Here is a 16,262-nt window from a genome sequence, read left to right as displayed (position 1 = left end):
CATAAGGAATTTTCAAAAAACACCCTGTGCGTGTATAGGGTGGAGGTCAATGCGACCGACGCATGTATTCAGGCGTCTTAAAGCCCGGCAAAGAGTGAATCCAGCCGACGGGTTTCCTCATTGAACCCAAACGGGGCGTTCACAACGAACATTCCGGAACCGATCATGCGGTGCCCTTCGCGCGCGGCCGGAAACCGGACTTCATGACATTCGGCTTTCGGCAGGTTCTGTTTTACCAGCGCCTCAACCATCGCTTTGTGCCGCCCGTCGGACAGGATCGGATACCACAACGCAATCACCCCAACGTTCCACTTGCGGTGCAGCTTGGAAATGATCCCAGGCAAGCGATCGTACTCCGATTTCACCTCATAGCTTGGGTCGATCAACAGCAGCCCTCGGCGTGGTGTCGGTGGCAGCAACGACTGCGCCAGTTCGTAGCCATCCTGCTGGTAGATCTTTGCCCCGTAGGCAGACATCGTCATCGACAGTGCCGCGTATTCCTGCGGGTGCAACTCGGCAAAGTGCAAACTGTCCTGTTCGCGCAGCAGGCTGGCAGCGATCAGGGGCGAACCGGCATAGCTGTTCTCACCATGACGCGCCCGAACAATACTTAGCGCCTTTGACAAGGGATGATCCGCGCTGAACCACCCTTCGCGCCGCGCCCGTTCGATTCCAGCGGCGGCCTCGCCCGTCCGCACGGCCTCGGCTGCATCCAACTGATACAAGCCACGGCCCGAATGCGTCTCGAGATAGGTCAGAGGCTTGTCCTTGCGGGTCAGATATTTCAGCATCCATGCCAACAAAGCGTGCTTTTGCACATCAGCCAGATTTCCAGCGTGGTAAATATGTTGATATGAGAGCATGTTGCCTTCTAAAGTCCCTCTCAATAAGGCGGAAAGGTGCTGATTGACGCGGAATCAGCCCTTTTACCGGGCGAGATGGCACCCTATAAGACATCCGTCCCGGAACCGTCGAGTCGCGGGCAGTAGAAATTCTGACGAACGGGATCAGTGAACACATGGGAATCTTTGGCAATCTGGGCGGCTTGTTCACAGCGGACATGGCCATTGACCTTGGGACAGCGAACACGCTGGTTTATGTCAAAGGGCGCGGTGTGATCCTGTCGGAACCCTCAGTGGTTGCCTATCACGTCAAGGACGGTGTCAAAAAGGTTCTGGCCGTGGGTGAGGACGCCAAGCTGATGCTGGGCCGGACACCGGGGTCCATCGAAGCGATCCGCCCGATGCGCGAAGGTGTCATCGCGGATTTCGACACCGCCGAAGAGATGATCAAGCACTTCATCCGCAAAGTGCACAAACGCTCGACCTTCTCTAAGCCCAAGATCATTGTCTGCGTGCCCCATGGTGCGACACCCGTTGAAAAACGCGCGATCCGACAGTCGGTTCTGTCCGCAGGCGCGCGCCGCGCAGGCCTGATTGCCGAACCGATTGCAGCCGCCATTGGTGCCGGGATGCCGATCACTGACCCAACCGGCAACATGGTCGTCGACATCGGCGGCGGTACTACAGAGGTTGCGGTCCTGTCGCTGGGCGACATCGTCTACGCGCGATCGGTCCGCGTGGGTGGCGACCGCATGGATGAGGCGATCATCTCGTACCTGCGCCGCCAGCAGAACCTGTTGGTCGGTGAATCCACCGCTGAGCGGATCAAGACCACCATCGGCACCGCCCGCATGCCCGACGATGGCCGCGGCCAGTCGATGCATATCCGGGGCCGCGACTTGTTGAACGGCGTGCCGAAAGAAATCGAGATCAGTCAGGCGCAGGTTGCCGAAGCGCTGTCAGAACCCGTCCAGCAGATTTGCGAGGCGGTGATGACCGCGCTGGAAACCACGCCGCCCGATCTGGCCGCGGATATCGTGGACCGGGGTGTCATGCTGACCGGCGGCGGCGCGCTACTGGGCGATCTGGACCTTGCGCTGCGCGAACAGACCGGTTTGGCCGTGTCGATTGCCGATGAAAGCCTGAACTGTGTGGCTTTGGGCACCGGCAAGGCGCTGGAATATGAAAAACAACTGCGCCACGCGATTGACTACGAAAGCTAAGGCGCGCACCCTTTTGGGGTGAAAACTCGGGCAAGAGCAGCACGGGAAGGTAACCTGTGGCAAAGGACCGATCACAGCGCGACGAATACACAACCCCCTTACGCCGCCTGCTGTTGGGGATCGTGGTTCTGTGTCTGCTGGGCATCTTTCTGGTCTGGCGCATTGACAGCCCGCGGGTGGAGCGGTTCCGCGCACAGGTCGTAGACACCGTCGTACCCTCGATGGATTGGGCAATGGTTCCGGTCACGGCCGTCGTAAACCTTGTACGTGATTTTCAAAGCTATCAGCGCCTGAGCGAGCAAAATCAGGAATTGCGCAGCGAACTGCGCCTGATGCGCGCGTGGAAAGAAGCGGCCCTTCAGCTTGAACAGGAAAACGCGCGCCTTCTTGACCTCAACAATGTGCGGCTTGATCCGCGCCTGACCTATATCACGGGCGTCGTAATGGCGGATAGCGGCTCGCCCTTCCGTCAGTCTGTTCTGCTGAATGTGGGCGAGCGTGACGGGATTATGGACGGCTGGGCCACGATGGATGGGATCGGCGTGGTGGGGCGCATCTCGGGCGTTGGCCCGGACACGGCGCGGGTGATCCTGATGACCGATGCCTCCAGCGCGATACCCGCAACGATTCAACCTTCTGGCCAGACCGCACTGATCGCGGGGGATAACACGCCTTCTCCGGCGGTCGAGTTTCTTGAAAACCGCGAACTGGTACGTCCCGGTGACCGGGTTGTCACATCGGGCGATGGCGGCGTTTTCCCGGGTGGTTTGTTGATAGGCCAGATCACGGCTGACCCCGGTGGGCGCCTGCGGGTCCGTTTGTCTGCTGATTTCGAAAGGCTCGAGTTTCTGCGGGTCCTACGGTTCCATTCTGCGCCTCCGATTGAGGATTCCGGCGATATCGTCGGGCCAAGACGACCCGAAACTGCCATAGCACCTGCAGAGGCCGGCGATGGATAGGCAGGTCTCGCAGCTTTGGACCAAGCGGGCGCTGTATCTGTTTCTGGCCTTTCTGATCATGTTTCTGCATCTATTGCCGCTGAACACACAACCGGGGCGCTTGCCGTTTCCCGACCTGCTGATGGCCTTGACCTTCGCTTGGGTCTTACGGCGGCCTGAATACGTTCCAATCCCTTTGATCGCGATCGTGATGCTGCTGGCGGACCTGTTGTTGCAACGTCCTCCGGGATTGCTGGCTGCGCTTGTTGTTCTGGGGTCAGCCTATTTGCGCGGGGCCGCGCCCGGTATGCGCGACGCCGGATTTTTTGCCGAATGGACAACCGCAGCCGTCGCGATCACGGCTGTTTTTGTACTGAACCGCATAATTCTTGCTATTCTAACCGTGCAACAAGCGGCATTGGGGCCGATGGTGATACAAGTGGTTCTGACAATTGCAGTTTATCCGCTGATCGTTCTGCTCAGCCAAAGCGGATTCGGCGTTCGACGCGCCTCGGCGGTGGATTCTGCTGCAGCGGGGCTTCGGTCATGAAACAGCGCAAGACCAAATCGCAGGGGCTTGCCTATAAACGCCTGCCGCGCCGCGCGGTGGTATTGGGCGGCTTGCAGGCGGCCTTCATCGGCGGGTTGGCGGCCCGAATGCGGTTCATGCAGGTGGATCAGGCTGACGAGTACCGCCTGCTGGCGGAAGAGAACCGCATCAATATCCGACTTATCCCCCCAACACGCGGACGGATCTACGACCGTAACGGACAAATTATTGGCCAGAACTCTCCTTCCTACCGGATCGTAATGGTCCGCGAGGACGCAGGCGATGTCGATGCCGTCATCTCCAAACTGTCCGATCTGATCCCGTTGACCGAGGACGAGATCGAACGCGCCAAGACTGAAATGCGCCGGTCGGCCCCGTTCCTGCCGGTGACGCTGGCGGATCAGGTGACGTGGGAAGATATCTCAAAAGTCGCCGTCAACGCCCCTGCCCTGCCCGGTGTCACCCCCGAAGTTGGCATGACCCGCCAATACCCAAGATACGAAGACTTTGCGCATGTCGTTGGGTATGTAGGCCCTGTCAGCGACTATGACCTCAGCCAGATCGAGGACCCCGAGCCGGTTCTTCGCATTCCCCGTTTCCAAATCGGAAAGGTCGGTCTGGAAGCCAAGCAGGAAGGCACCTTGCGCGGCAAAGCGGGCGCCAAACGGGTCGAGGTCAACGCCACAGGCCGTGTGATGCGCGAATTGGACAGACAAGTGGGTGAGGCCGGTGCCGATCTTCAGCTATCCGTGGACGCAGACCTGCAGCAATACGCACAGGCACGTTTGGCAGGGGAAAGTGCCGCAGCCGTTGTAATTGATTGCGAAACCGGGGACATACGCGCCATCAGCTCTGCCCCCAGTTTCGATCCAAACCTGTTCGTGCGCGGCATTTCAGTCGCGGATTATCGGACGCTGACTCAGGACAACTACCGCCCGCTGGCCAACAAGACGGTGCAGGGCACTTACCCTCCCGGCTCGACTTTCAAGATGATCACCGCAATGGCCGCGCTTGAGGCCGGGGTGATCGGCCCGTCCAACACCGTGTATTGTCCCGGCCACCTGAAAGTCGGCAGCCGCAGGTTCCACTGCTGGAAGCGCGGCGGCCATGGCACCGTCGATCTGGAAACATCGCTCAAACGCAGTTGCGATGTTTACTACTATGACGTGGCTTTGCGCACCGGTATCGACCGGATCTCGGACATGGCGCGCATATTCGGACTGGGCGTGAAACACGACATACCGATGTCCGCTGTTGCCGCAGGGCTTGCACCGAACCAGGAATGGAAACAGCGCGTGCATGGTCAGGACTGGCTGGTGGGCGACACGGCGAATGCCTCGATCGGTCAGGGGTTTATGCTGGCGTCACCGTTGCAACTGGCGGTCATGACGGCGCGGATCGCCACAGGGCGTGCTGTCTCGCCGCGTTTGGTACGGTCAGTGAACGGTGTCGAAGAACCCTCGGGCGCGGGTGAACCTTTGGCGGTGAACCCAAACAACCTTGAACAGGTGCGCAAGGCGATGTTCTCGGTCTCGAACGATCGGCGTGGAACGGCCTACCGCAGCCGGATTATCGCTGATGAGTTCCGAATGGCGGGCAAAACCGGAACCAGTCAGGTGCGCAACATCACCAAGGCTGAGCGAGCTGCTGGTGTTATCCGCAACGAAGACTTGCCATGGGAACGCCGTGACCACGCGCTGTTCGTCAGCTTTGCGCCGTATGACAACCCAAAATATGCCGTCGCTGTTGTCGTGGAACACGGCGGCGGGGGCTCCAAGGCGGCGGCGCCGGTTGCGCGGGATATCATGCTGCAGGCCCTTTACAACGGCACACCGCCACTGGAAGCCTACCCGGTCGCCGACCGCGACCGCATCAAGGAACAGCAAAAACGGCTTGAGGGCGATCGCCGCCCCAAAGCGCGTCCGCCCGAAAAGGACCGCGCATGAGCTATCTTGAATACGCCGTCAAATCCACTCCGTCAGGGTTTCGCAAGTTTCTGTTTATGAACTGGCCCCTCACCCTGTTGCTGATCAGCACGGCCAGCGCCGGGTTCCTGATGCTGTATTCGGTGGCCGGGGGGTCTTGGACCCCCTGGGCAGAACCTCAGATGGAGCGGTTCGGCCTTGGCCTAGCGGTCATGTTCATCGTGGCGCTTGTGCCGATCTGGTTCTGGCGCAACATGTCAGTGGTGGCTTATCTGGGCTCGATCGCTTTGCTGGTATTCGTGGAGCTGTTCGGAACTGTCGGTATGGGCGCACAGCGTTGGATTGATCTTGGGTTCATGCGGCTGCAACCATCCGAAGTCATGAAAGTGACGTTGGTGATGCTACTGGCGTCGTACTATGACTGGTTGCCATCGCACAAAACATCGCGTCCGATCTGGGTGATCATCCCCGTCATCCTGATCTTGATTCCCACATTCATGGTGCTACGCCAACCGGATCTTGGCACCTCGATCCTGCTGCTCGCAGCCGGGGGTGGCCTGATGTTTCTGGCGGGCGTCCACTGGGCCTATTTCGCTGCAGTGATTGCGGCGGGCGTCGGTCTGATTGCCACCGTGTTCAACAGCCGTGGAACAGAATGGCAGCTTCTGAAAGACTATCAGTTCCGCCGCATCGACACGTTTCTGGACCCGTCTACCGACCCGCTGGGTGCGGGGTACCATATCACGCAGTCGAAAATCGCCTTGGGGTCTGGGGGGTGGAACGGGCGCGGATTCATGCAGGGCACACAATCGCGGCTGAACTTTCTGCCTGAAAAACACACCGACTTCATCTTTACCACGCTGGCCGAAGAGTTCGGCTTTGTTGGCGGCATCACACTGCTGACCCTGTACGGACTGATCCTAATCTTCTGCATGGTCACGGCGCTGTCGACGAAGGACAGGTTTTCTTCGCTGGTGACACTCGGGATTGCGTTGAACTTCTTCCTGTTTTTTGCCGTGAACATGTCGATGGTCATGGGCCTTGCCCCGGTCGTGGGTGTGCCCCTGCCAATGGTCAGCTATGGCGGATCGGCTATGCTGGTTCTGATGGCAGCCTTTGGCATTGTCCAAAGCGCCCATATCCACCGTCCCCGGTGATCGGAAAGGCCCCCAATGTCCGTGAACGTCCTGTTTTCCGCCCGCCCCGAGCTTTGGCCGGTATATCAGCCGCTGTTGTCAAAGTACCTGACTGAAGCCGGATTGAACTTCCGTCTGTCAACTAACATCGAGCCGGATCAGGTGGACTATATCGTCTACGCCCCAGATGGCGGGCTTCTGGACTTCGCGCCATATACACGCCTGAAGGCCGTGCTGAGCCTTTGGGCCGGGGTCGAAAAGATCGCGGGCAACGAAACCCTGACCGTTCCTCTGGCGCGGATGGTAGATCACGGCCTGACGCAGGGCATGACAGAATGGGTGGTGGGGCATGTTCTGCGCTATCACCTTGGGATGGATCAGCACATTTCTGTTCAGGATGGCGTATGGGCACCGGACGCCCCGCCATTGGCGCCTGAGCGACGGGTTTGCATCCTGGGTCTTGGAGCATTGGGTGATGCCGCCGCGCGCGCCCTGGCCACGCTTGGTTTCGAAGTCACGGGCTGGAGCCGCACCGCCAAGGATATTCCGGGGGTAAGGTGTCTGCATGGTGACGCGGGGCTGCGTACCGCCCTGTCACAAGCTGAAATTGTCGTGCTGCTCTTGCCGGATACGCCTGTGACCGCAAATACACTGAACGCCGAAACGCTGGCCCTGCTGCCGAAAGGCGCATGCGTTATCAATCCCGGCCGGGGGCCATTGATTGACGATGACGCGATGTTGTCAGCCCTGAACTCCGGCCAGATCGGGCACGCGACGCTGGATGTATTTCGGGTGGAACCCCTGCCCGGCGATCATCCCTATTGGGCGCACCCCAAAGTGACGGTCACGCCCCACATCGCATCGGAAACCCGCCCTGCCACGGCCGCGCAGGTCATTTGCGACAACATCGTCCGAGGTGAAACCGGGCAACCCCTGCTGCACGTCGTGAACCGCAATCTGGGATACTGATCAGGCCGAGATCAGGCCACGGCCTTTCAACAACGCCTCTACCCCCGGCAACCGGCCCCGGAAGGCCAGATACAGGTCTTCGGCCTCGCGCGAGCCACCGGTGGACAGGATATTTTCCTCCAGCGCCTTGGCGCGGTCGGGATCGAAGGCTCCTCCGGCTTCTTCAAAGGCGGCGAAGGCGTCGGCATCCATGACCTCGGACCACATATAGCTGTAATAGCCCGCGCTATAGCCATCGCCCGCAAACACATGGGCGAAATGCGGGGTGGCGTGGCGCATCCCGATGGCCGGGGGCATCCCCAGACCCTCTAGCACCTGCGCCTGTGTCGCGATCGGATCGGCGGGGGCCGCGCCGTCGTGGAATTCCAGATCGACCAGCGCCGAGGCGACATATTCGACCGTCTGAAACCCCTGATCGAAATTGGCGGCCTTCAGCACCTTGTCCAGCATGTCCTGCGGCATCGGCGCGCCGGTATTAGCATGGGTGGCAAACTCGGCCAGAACCTCGGGGACTTCCAGCCAGTGTTCATAAAGCTGGCTGGGCAGTTCCACGAAATCGCGCGCCACAGATGTACCCGAGATACTTTCATAGGTCACATCCGACAGCATCTGGTGCAGCGCATGACCGAATTCATGAAACAGTGTCCGCGCATCATCATAGGACAGCAACGCCGGATCGCCTTTGGCGAAGTTGCAGACGTTGATCACGACCGGAGCCTGCACCGTGGGGAATTTGGCCTGAGACCGCATCGCGCTGCACCGCGCGCCGGATCGCTTCGACCCGCGCGCGAAGTAATCCCCGATGAACACCGCGACATGCTGGCCGTTGCGCGTGACCTCCCACGCGCGGCAATCGGGGTGGTACAAAGGCACATCCAGCGGCGCGAATTCCAACCCGAACAGACGGTTGGCGCAGGCAAAAGCGGCCTCGATCATCCGGTCCAATTGCAGGTAAGGCTTCAACGCGGCCTCATCCAGATCATGCTCGGCCTTGCGACGTTTCTCGGCATAGTAGCGCCAGTCCCACGCGGCCAGAGGGCCATTTACACCATCTGCCTGCATCATCTGCGTCAGAATCTCGGCATCCGCATCCGCGCGGGCCTTGGCCGGTTCCCAGACCTGCATCAACAGATCACGCACCTTGTCTGGTGTGCGGGCCATCTCGGTTTCCAACTTGTAGGCGGCGAAATTGGCATAGCCCAGCAACTTGGCGCGTTCTTCGCGCAGGGCGAGGATTTCGGCGGCGATCTCGCGATTGTCCGTCTCTCCCCCATTGGCGCCGCGCGCGGTCCAGGCCTTATAAGCCTTCTCTCGCAGATCGCGGCGGGGCGAGAATTGCAGGAACGGCACGATGATTGAGCGCGACAGGGTCACGACCGGACCGTCTGCGCCCTTTTCCTGCCCGGCGGCGCGGGTCGCATCCACGACGAAATCGGGCAGACCTTCCAGATCATCCTCGGACAGAGGCATGAACCACTCACGCTCATCCGCCAGCAGGTTCTGGGTAAAGGATGTACCCAGCGAGGCCAGTCGCGCCTTGATCTCCTGCATCCGCGCGTCTGCATCCCCAGTCAGCGCCGCACCCGCGCGCACGAACCCGCGATGGGTCAGCATCAGCACCCGAGACTGTTCGTCCGTCAGGCTCAGATCGTCCTTCCGCGCCCACAGGTCGGCCAACCGCTGAAACAGCGCCTTGTTCGACGAAATGCCCGAGAAATGCGCCGCCAGTTTGGGCGAGAAGTCTCGCTGCAACTCTTCACGCATCGGGTTGCTATCGGCCCCGGCCACGGTGAAGAACACCGACAGGACCTTGTCCAACTGCTCACCTGCGGCCTCAAGCGCTTCGACCGTGTTGGCGAAGGTGGGCGCGTCTGGGTTGCCAGCAATCGCGTCGATCTGCGCGTTGTGGGCCTTTAGGGCGGTGTCCAGCGCGGGGGAAAAATCGCTATCGGCAATCGTGTCAAACGGTGCGATTTCAAACGGTGTGGTCCAGTCGGACAGGATCGGGTTGGTCATGAAACTCTCCTTTGATCGCAACCTAGGAACGCGGGGCAGGATGATCCAGCGCGCGCGCTCACTTACCGCAAATCGGACAATCGGCGCGGCGTGACAGGGTGATCTTGCGGCTTTCCCCATAAAGCGCGTCATAGATCAGCATCTCGCCGCGCAGGGCCTGCCCCGCCCCGGTGATCACCTTGATCGCCTCGACCGCCATCATCGAGCCGACAACGCCAGGCAGAGGGCCGATCACGCCGGCCTCAGCACAAGAAGGGGCCAGACCGGGGGCCGGGGCCTCGGGGAAAATGCACTGATAGCAAGGCGCGCCGTGGGCAGGGTCAAAGACACTCAGTTGTCCTTCCCATTGCGACAACGCGCCCGAGATCAGCGGTTTTCCCAACGCAACGGCGGTGCGGTTGGCCAGATAGCGGGTGTCGAAATTATCCGTTCCGTCGAGGATCAGATCAAAATCGGCGAACAGATCTGCGGCGATCTCGTCAGTCAGGCGGCGGTGGTAGGGCAGCACGATCACATTGGGGTTTTGCTCCTGCATGGCCTGCTGGGCCGAGAACACCTTGGGCATCCCGATATCCGCATCCCGATGGATCACTTGCCGTTGCAGGTTGGCATTTTCGACCTCATCATCGTCGATCACGCCGATGGTCCCCACCCCGGCAGCAGCCAGATATTGCAGCGCGGGTGCGCCCAGACCACCGGCACCAATCACCAGCACGCGGGCCTGTTTCATCTTTTTCTGACCCGGGCCACCCAGTTCCCGCAACACGATATGGCGGGCATAACGTTCCAGTTCGGTTTCAGAGAATTGGTCGGATGGCATGGCGGGCTCCTGCGTGGCGGGCGTCGCGCGGTTGCGTAACGCTTTCAGCACCCTTCCATAAACCAGAACCAGAACCGCGAAACCACCCAGTATAAGCCACATGGCAGCGGACCCGCCAGTTGCCGCACGCAGGGGGTGGCCGTCGGGCAGCACCAATTGGGCTGTTATTACGCCCAACAGCAACACCGCGACCGAAGCCAGACGCGCCGTACGGGACACTCCGGCAAGATAGCCGATACCCCACAACCCAGCGGCCAGAATGAGGACCAACAGCATCAGCCGCGCCCGGTTGACCCGAAACCGCCAGCCCCGCGCGCGGTGTCGCTGAGTGTATCGGCGGCCTCAAAAGTGGCCTGCACAACGGGGGCCACGATCAGTTGGGCGATGCGTTCCCCATGCGTGATCTCGAACGCCTCCTGTCCGGCATTGAGAACGATCACCCCCAACGGACCGCGATAGTCGCTGTCGATTGTGCCCGGCGTGTTTGGGAGCGTAATGCCATGTTTCAGCGCAAGCCCGGACCGCGGGCGCACCTGCACTTCGAAACCCTGAGGGATTTCGATCCGCAACCCGGTTGGAATTAGCGCCCGTTCGCCGGGCTGCAAGGTGACTGACGCAACGTCCGGCATATTAGCCCGAACATCCGCACCGGCCGCACCGGCGGTTTCATAAGAGGGCAAGGGCACCGAGGGGTCCGCTCCGTCCTCGCGGATCACACGAATTGCAACCATCTGAGTTCCTTTTGCCTAGCCGTTCAAGGCATCCGCGATTTTTTCGGCCAGCCGCTTGGCCACGGCGTCCTTGCCCATACGGGGCCATTCTTCCGAACCCTGATCCGAGATCAGGACGACCGCATTTTCCGAGCCCCCCATGATCCCCGTCGCCGGGCTGACGTCATTGGCAACGATCCAATCACACCCCTTGCGTTTGCGTTTGGCCGTCGCGTGTTCAACCACGTTGTCCGTTTCGGCGGCAAAACCAACAACCAACGGGGGGCGTCCGTCGTTCATCTGCGCGACCCTTTTCAGAATGTCCGGGTTCTCGGCAAACTCCAGTGCAGGAAGACCGTCACGGGTTTTCTTCAGCTTCCGGTCCGAGGCGCTGGCCACGCGCCAATCCGCCACAGCAGCAGCAAAAACTCCGGCGTCCACAGGCAGCGCGGCGTCCACCGCGTCAAACATCTGCTGGGCAGTCTCCACAGGCACTACGTGCACCCCGTCCGGGGCTGACACATCGGCGGGTCCGGTCACAAAGATCACCTCTGCACCCAAAGCAGCCAGCGCACGCGCCACCGCAGCGCCCTGCGCACCCGAAGACCGGTTGGCAATATACCGAACCGGATCAATCGGCTCATGCGTTGGGCCAGAAGTTACAAGAATGCGTTTCCCCAAAAGCGGGCCATCACCAAGCTGGGCCTCGATCGCGGCAACGATTTCCAAAGGCTCGGACATACGGCCGGGGCCATATTCACCACACGCCATGTCGCCTTCATTCGGACCGACAAAGCCGACCCCATCAGATTTCAACGTCCGCAGATTGCGCTGCGTCGCGGGGTGATCCCACATGCGCACGTTCATGGCAGGAGCGCACAAAACCGGTGTGTCTGTCGCCATCAATAGGGTCGAGGCCAGATCATTGGCCAGCCCGCCCGCCATTTTCCCCACCAAATCCGCCGTGGCTGGCGCAACAACAAGCAGATCCGCCGACCGGGACAATTGGATATGCCCCATCTCGGCCTCATCCGTCAGATCAAACAGATCGCGATACACCTTTTCCCCGGCAAGCGCGGAAACAGACAGGGGTGTCACGAATTCTTCAGCCGCGCGCGTCAGAACAGGCGTTACAGACGCGCCGCGTTCCTTCAACCGTCGGATCAGGTCCAACGATTTATAGGCCGCGATCCCTCCGCCGATGATCAGCAGAATGCGTTTCGATGCCAGCATGTCGTGCCCTTCCCATTCCGGTCGGCCCCGACATTAGGCAAGGCCGCCGAACAGTTCCAGCGGTTAATTCTGTGTCTCGAACGCAAGGCAGGGGTCTTCCCGTTCGACCGAAGGGCTGTCAATCACCGCGTCGAATTCACCTTCGATGCTGCCGTCCTCGGACTGTCCCAGAACGAATACCTTCAACCCCGGGCGCAACCGAGACAAAAAGGTCGGGACGCCCCAATCCTTGCGCGCATGGCCATTTCCCGTGATCACAGCAACCGGGCCACCCGTTTCATCCGTTGCACGCAGAATTGACCGTGTAAGAACGGCATCGCGTAGCCGCTGAATGGCAACCATTTGCGGCAATGCGCTTTCGGGAATGGCATCGCAATGCGCGGCAAGCTGATCGGCTTCGCGCGCCATCTGCTCGGCGGTCGACAAGGGGATCGTCAGACCATATCGCGCCGCATCCGCGCCCAATGCGGTCGCGGCCCCCCGCTCCATCGCGGCGCGGGCAGCGGCGCGTGGAACCATCGCGCCATAGATCGGCGCATCTGTTGCCTGAAAAACGGGGTAATACATGCTCAATGGTGGCCAGCCGGACTCGGCCCACCGCAATATTCGCGACAATTCCTCGGGGTTGGAGGCCGCTTTCTGGGCAAGTCGCTGCGCCCCCTCCTCGGTCACCATTTCCCATACCACGGCCGAGGGCGACACGATCTTCAATGCCTCGGTCTGCACCATGTGGTGTTGGGGATTGTCATGGATTTCACCCAGAATAACCACGTCCGCCGACTGCATCGCGGCCGCAACGTCGTCTGGAATATGTTGATCAGCCCGGCCCTGACTGACCGTAACCATCAATGCACACAGCAGAATCGCAATCTGTTTCATGCGATGAAGTGTTGCACCTCGCGGGATTGCGCTTCAAGGTTCTTGCGCATTTTCACGAATGCCGCCGCTTCCAACTGGCGCACGCGTTCCTTGGACAGGCCAAGCTCCTGACCCAAACTTTCAAGCGTCCGCGCAGGTTCGCGCAGCTTGCGTTCGCGAACAATGAACCGCTCTCGCTCGTTGAGCGCCTTCATCGCGGTCACAAGCCATTCCCGCAACTGTTCGGTGTCGTGAGTGTTTTCGACTGTCTCAGCGGCCTGTTCGCGCTCGTCTTCCAACGCATCAATCCACTCGCGCCCGTCTTCATCGGCAGACTGCACAGCGTTCAACGAGAAATCGGAACCGGACAGCCGCCCCTCCATCATCTCGACGTCGCGCAGCGGCACGCCAATCTCGGCGGCAATCATCTGATGCAACTGGTGGCGATCCAATTGCATTCCCTCTGTCGCGGCTTCCCGCTCCAGCCGTGCCTGGACACGGCGCATATTGAAGAACAGCGATTTTTGAGAAGAGGTCGAGCCCGTCCGAACCATCGACCAGTTCCGCATCACATAGTCCTGAATGCTGGCCTTGATCCACCATACTGCATAGGTGGAAAAGCGCACGCCGCGATCCGGGTCGAACTTGTCGGCGGCCTTCATAAGACCAAGCCCCGCCTCCTGGATCAGGTCATTCATGGGCGCACCGTATCGTTTAAACTTGGCCGCCATCGAAATCGCCAGCCGCATATAGGCCGTGATCAACCGATGCAGAGCTTGCTCGTCACGTTGGTCGCGCCATGCATACGCAAGTTTCAATTCAGTTTCCGCGTCCAGCAATTCCGCCTTCATTGCCTGTCGCGACATTGAAAAATCGTTTGAATTGTCCAGTGCCATGGAAATCTCCCCTTTTCACAGGCGCAGCACGGCCTTGCTTTGCCGACTTATGGTCGATACGCAGAACAAAACCGGGTGGATCACATGGAAGGTAAGAATAGTGTATCCGGATTTAACCTTTGTGATAGGGGGCGCGGCCTCAGGCAAATCTGGCTTTGCCGAACAACTTGTTGTTTCATCAGGTAAAAACCGCACTTACCTTGCCACATCACAAGTGTTTGATGATGAGATGCGCCTAAAGATTGATCGCCATATCGCGCAACGCGGCCCGGATTGGTCAACGATCGAGGCATCGCTGGACCTTGAACCAGCCTTATCAGCTCTGACACCGGACGATGTGTGCCTGATCGACTGCGCGACCATGTGGCTGACCAACCATATGCTGGCCGAAAACGACCTGATGCAAGCCCAGACTGCCCTGTTGAAGGCCCTCGCAGACTGCAAGGCCCCGGTCGTTATTGTTTCCAACGAAGTGGGTCAGGGCATCGTACCCGAAAACGCCCTGTCCCGCCGCTTTCGCGAGGCGCAGGGGCGGTTGAATATTGCGCTGGCGGCTCAGGCAGAACTGGTAGTTCAGGTTCAGGTCGGTCTGCCGCTGGTTCTGAAAGGACAGCTACCATGACTCGCCTGCATCTTGTCCGCCATGGCCCCACTCATGCCAAAACCATGGTCGGTTGGTCCGACTTGCCTGCTGACCTCAGCGATACGGCCGCTGTGACGCGGCTGCATGACCATTTACCGCCCGAGTCACTGGTGATTTCCTCGGACCTGTCCCGCGCGGTCGATACGGCATCGGCCATACAAGGCGCGCGCGCGCGCTTGCCCCATCACCCCGACCTGCGGGAAATCAATTTCGGCACGTGGGAGTTGCGCGGATTCAAGGATATCGAGGCCGACGACCCCGAGCTGGCCTTTGCCTACTGGGACAACCCAGGCGACGTGCGCCCGCCCGAAGGTGAAAGCTGGAATGAGGTCCGGGCGCGCGTGGATACCGTTGTTGATGCGTTGATCACACAGCACACCGGGCAAGACCTGGTCGTTGTTGCGCATTTCGGGGTCATTCTAACCCAGGTACAACGCGCATTGGATGTCACCGCTCGAGAGGCGTTTAGCCACAAGATCGACAATCTGTCAGTCACAGAGCTGACCCATCACGGCGACGGGTGGTCTGTTGGGCGGATCAATCACCTTCCGTGATCTATACCCGCACAAATCACTGATTTACGGATAGGTTTTCACGCGCCATCCTGCGGTCATGACCTATGATCTGTTTATTGGGGACCGCCTGTTTTCCAGTTGGTCCATGCGTGGCTGGTTGATGCTGGAAAAGTTCGACCTGCCGTATCGAACGCATATGATCGGCCTTTATTCAGGCACAATGGCCGAAGATATGAAGCCACTTGCGCCAGCGCGCCTTGTACCTGCCCTGCGCCTGCCGGAAGGTACTGTTGTGGGAGAAAGCCTCGCCATGGCCGAAACGCTGGCCGAGCGGCACCCCGCGGCCGGACTGTGGCCCAAAGACCCGTCAGCCCGTGCAACGGCGCGGTGGTTGTGCGCCGAAATGGTAGCCGGGTTCTCGGCGTTGCGCGGGGATTGCCCGATGCAGCTCAAACAGTGTTGGCAGGGGTTCAAGCCTTCGTCAGGAACTCTGAACGATCTGGAACGGATCGAAACGCTCTGGCATCACGCGCGCGACGTGTCCGGTTCGACGAGCGGTCCGTTGTTCGGCACCTATTCTTTGGCGGATGTATTCTATACGCCGGTTGCAGCGCGCATCGTCGGGTACGGGCTGCCCGTGTCCGATGCCAATCGGCAGTATTGTCTGGACCTTCTTTCTGACCCAACCGTCCGGCAATGGCGCGTGATGGGGCTGACCGTGAATTATGCGCCATTTCCCTATCCACAGGATCTTTCATCACGGCCTTGGCCTGTTGGTGGGCGCACCGATGCAAGCGCCGTTTCCGGAACCAATTCGATCAACAGCGCCTGCCCTTACTCTGGCAAACCGGTCACTCATGTTCTTGAATTGAACGAACGGCTTTGGGGTTTCTGTAATGCGTTCTGCCGCGACAAAACCGTTGCAGACCCTGAAGCTTGGCCAAAATTCACCGCGATGGTAGCCGACGTTAACGATTCCTAAACTGCC

16 protein-coding genes are annotated in these 16,262 nt (G+C 60.0%); 9 read left to right on the top strand and 7 right to left on the bottom strand.

Going from position 1 to position 16,262, the window contains the following annotated elements; translation table 11 throughout:
- Nucleotides 1–77 precede the first annotated feature (77 nt).
- The gene (locus tag GOV87_RS11220) at nucleotides 78–863 is read right to left on the bottom strand and encodes a 23S rRNA (adenine(2030)-N(6))-methyltransferase RlmJ (protein ID WP_171211804.1); all 786 of its coding nucleotides are present in this window, start codon (nucleotides 861–863) and stop codon (nucleotides 78–80) included.
- A gap of 155 nt (nucleotides 864–1,018) precedes the next feature.
- On the opposite strand from GOV87_RS11220, the gene GOV87_RS11215 reads away from it, so the two are divergent.
- From GOV87_RS11215 to GOV87_RS11190, 6 genes are read left to right on the top strand one after another with little or no spacing between them, the layout of a single operon-like run.
- Nucleotides 1,019–2,065 (top strand): rod shape-determining protein, encoded by a 1,047-nt coding sequence (locus tag GOV87_RS11215; RefSeq protein ID WP_039523195.1) that lies wholly within the window; start codon nucleotides 1,019–1,021, stop codon nucleotides 2,063–2,065.
- Nucleotides 2,066–2,121: 56 nt separating this feature from the next.
- Nucleotides 2,122–3,024 carry a rod shape-determining protein MreC gene (gene mreC, locus GOV87_RS11210; RefSeq protein WP_171124521.1) on the top strand — a complete coding sequence of 301 codons (903 nt, stop codon included), beginning with the start codon at nucleotides 2,122–2,124 and terminating at the stop codon, nucleotides 3,022–3,024.
- Nucleotides 3,017–3,553, top strand: a complete 537-nt coding sequence (locus tag GOV87_RS11205) for a rod shape-determining protein MreD (RefSeq protein WP_171211803.1) — start codon at nucleotides 3,017–3,019, stop codon at nucleotides 3,551–3,553. Before mreC ends, GOV87_RS11205 begins: the two co-directional genes overlap by 8 nt.
- A complete protein-coding gene (gene mrdA, locus GOV87_RS11200; RefSeq protein ID WP_171211802.1) occupies nucleotides 3,550–5,499 on the top strand; it encodes a penicillin-binding protein 2 in 1,950 nt (649 codons plus the stop codon). The genes GOV87_RS11205 and mrdA overlap by 4 nt, the downstream gene beginning before the upstream one ends.
- Nucleotides 5,496–6,635, top strand: a complete 1,140-nt coding sequence (gene rodA / locus GOV87_RS11195) for a rod shape-determining protein RodA (RefSeq protein WP_171122480.1) — start codon at nucleotides 5,496–5,498, stop codon at nucleotides 6,633–6,635. Before mrdA ends, rodA begins: the two co-directional genes overlap by 4 nt.
- Before the next feature lie 15 nt (nucleotides 6,636–6,650).
- A complete protein-coding gene (locus GOV87_RS11190; protein WP_171211801.1) occupies nucleotides 6,651–7,583 on the top strand; it encodes a glyoxylate/hydroxypyruvate reductase A in 933 nt (310 codons plus the stop codon).
- On the opposite strand, the gene GOV87_RS11185 is transcribed toward GOV87_RS11190, so the two are convergent.
- From GOV87_RS11185 to GOV87_RS11160, 6 genes are all read right to left on the bottom strand, one after another.
- Nucleotides 7,584–9,599, bottom strand: coding sequence for a M3 family metallopeptidase (locus tag GOV87_RS11185; protein WP_171211800.1), 2,016 nt, complete (start codon nucleotides 9,597–9,599; stop codon nucleotides 7,584–7,586). It lies immediately after the preceding gene.
- Nucleotides 9,600–9,657: 58 nt separating this feature from the next.
- Entirely contained in the window at nucleotides 9,658–10,695 is a 1,038-nt protein-coding gene (locus GOV87_RS11180; RefSeq protein ID WP_171211799.1) for a molybdopterin-synthase adenylyltransferase MoeB, read from the bottom strand.
- A complete protein-coding gene (gene dut / locus GOV87_RS11175) occupies nucleotides 10,695–11,150 on the bottom strand; it encodes a dUTP diphosphatase (RefSeq protein ID WP_171211798.1) in 456 nt (151 codons plus the stop codon). Before dut ends, GOV87_RS11180 begins: the two co-directional genes overlap by 1 nt.
- 15 nt (nucleotides 11,151–11,165) lie before the next feature.
- Nucleotides 11,166–12,362 carry a bifunctional phosphopantothenoylcysteine decarboxylase/phosphopantothenate--cysteine ligase CoaBC gene (gene coaBC, locus GOV87_RS11170; RefSeq protein ID WP_171211797.1) on the bottom strand — a complete coding sequence of 399 codons (1,197 nt, stop codon included), beginning with the start codon at nucleotides 12,360–12,362 and terminating at the stop codon, nucleotides 11,166–11,168.
- A gap of 63 nt (nucleotides 12,363–12,425) precedes the next feature.
- Nucleotides 12,426–13,241: a ChaN family lipoprotein gene (locus GOV87_RS11165; RefSeq protein WP_171211796.1), complete on the bottom strand. Its 816-nt coding sequence runs from the start codon at nucleotides 13,239–13,241 to the stop codon at nucleotides 12,426–12,428.
- Nucleotides 13,238–14,116, bottom strand: coding sequence for an RNA polymerase factor sigma-32 (locus tag GOV87_RS11160; protein ID WP_171211795.1), 879 nt, complete (start codon nucleotides 14,114–14,116; stop codon nucleotides 13,238–13,240). Before GOV87_RS11160 ends, GOV87_RS11165 begins: the two co-directional genes overlap by 4 nt.
- Before the next feature lie 100 nt (nucleotides 14,117–14,216).
- On the opposite strand from GOV87_RS11160, the gene cobU reads away from it, so the two are divergent.
- From cobU to GOV87_RS11145, 3 genes are read left to right on the top strand one after another with little or no spacing between them, the layout of a single operon-like run.
- Nucleotides 14,217–14,738 (top strand): bifunctional adenosylcobinamide kinase/adenosylcobinamide-phosphate guanylyltransferase, encoded by a 522-nt coding sequence (cobU, locus tag GOV87_RS11155; protein WP_371813492.1) that lies wholly within the window; start codon nucleotides 14,217–14,219, stop codon nucleotides 14,736–14,738.
- Nucleotides 14,735–15,313 carry a histidine phosphatase family protein gene (locus GOV87_RS11150; protein WP_171211794.1) on the top strand — a complete coding sequence of 193 codons (579 nt, stop codon included), beginning with the start codon at nucleotides 14,735–14,737 and terminating at the stop codon, nucleotides 15,311–15,313. The genes cobU and GOV87_RS11150 overlap by 4 nt, the downstream gene beginning before the upstream one ends.
- 58 nt (nucleotides 15,314–15,371) lie before the next feature.
- Entirely contained in the window at nucleotides 15,372–16,256 is an 885-nt protein-coding gene (locus tag GOV87_RS11145; protein ID WP_171211793.1) for a glutathione S-transferase, read from the top strand.
- Nucleotides 16,257–16,262: the final 6 nt, after the last annotated feature.

It is taken from the genome of Ruegeria sp. HKCCA5426 (assembly GCF_013034585.1).
Lineage (GTDB): Bacteria > Pseudomonadota > Alphaproteobacteria > Rhodobacterales > Rhodobacteraceae > Ruegeria.
The sequence above is the reverse complement of the archived record's forward strand: the minus strand, read 5'-3'. Positions and strand labels throughout refer to the sequence as shown.

What these genes read in the sequence shown, in the direction of transcription:
- GOV87_RS11220 (WP_171211804.1), bottom strand. Translation starts at nt 863, where the DNA reads ATGCTCTCATATCAACATATTTACCACGCTGGAAATCTGGCTGATGTG.
- GOV87_RS11215 (WP_039523195.1), top strand. Translation starts at nt 1,019, where the DNA reads ATGGGAATCTTTGGCAATCTGGGCGGCTTGTTCACAGCGGACATGGCC.
- GOV87_RS11205 (WP_171211803.1), top strand. Translation starts at nt 3,017, where the DNA reads ATGGATAGGCAGGTCTCGCAGCTTTGGACCAAGCGGGCGCTGTATCTG.
- mrdA (WP_171211802.1), top strand. Translation starts at nt 3,550, where the DNA reads ATGAAACAGCGCAAGACCAAATCGCAGGGGCTTGCCTATAAACGCCTG.
- rodA (WP_171122480.1), top strand. Translation starts at nt 5,496, where the DNA reads ATGAGCTATCTTGAATACGCCGTCAAATCCACTCCGTCAGGGTTTCGC.
- GOV87_RS11190 (WP_171211801.1), top strand. Translation starts at nt 6,651, where the DNA reads ATGTCCGTGAACGTCCTGTTTTCCGCCCGCCCCGAGCTTTGGCCGGTA.
- GOV87_RS11185 (WP_171211800.1), bottom strand. Translation starts at nt 9,599, where the DNA reads ATGACCAACCCGATCCTGTCCGACTGGACCACACCGTTTGAAATCGCA.
- GOV87_RS11180 (WP_171211799.1), bottom strand. Translation starts at nt 10,695, where the DNA reads ATGCTGTTGGTCCTCATTCTGGCCGCTGGGTTGTGGGGTATCGGCTAT.
- dut (WP_171211798.1), bottom strand. Translation starts at nt 11,150, where the DNA reads ATGGTTGCAATTCGTGTGATCCGCGAGGACGGAGCGGACCCCTCGGTG.
- coaBC (WP_171211797.1), bottom strand. Translation starts at nt 12,362, where the DNA reads ATGCTGGCATCGAAACGCATTCTGCTGATCATCGGCGGAGGGATCGCG.
- GOV87_RS11165 (WP_171211796.1), bottom strand. Translation starts at nt 13,241, where the DNA reads ATGAAACAGATTGCGATTCTGCTGTGTGCATTGATGGTTACGGTCAGT.
- GOV87_RS11160 (WP_171211795.1), bottom strand. Translation starts at nt 14,116, where the DNA reads ATGGCACTGGACAATTCAAACGATTTTTCAATGTCGCGACAGGCAATG.
- GOV87_RS11150 (WP_171211794.1), top strand. Translation starts at nt 14,735, where the DNA reads ATGACTCGCCTGCATCTTGTCCGCCATGGCCCCACTCATGCCAAAACC.
- GOV87_RS11145 (WP_171211793.1), top strand. Translation starts at nt 15,372, where the DNA reads ATGACCTATGATCTGTTTATTGGGGACCGCCTGTTTTCCAGTTGGTCC.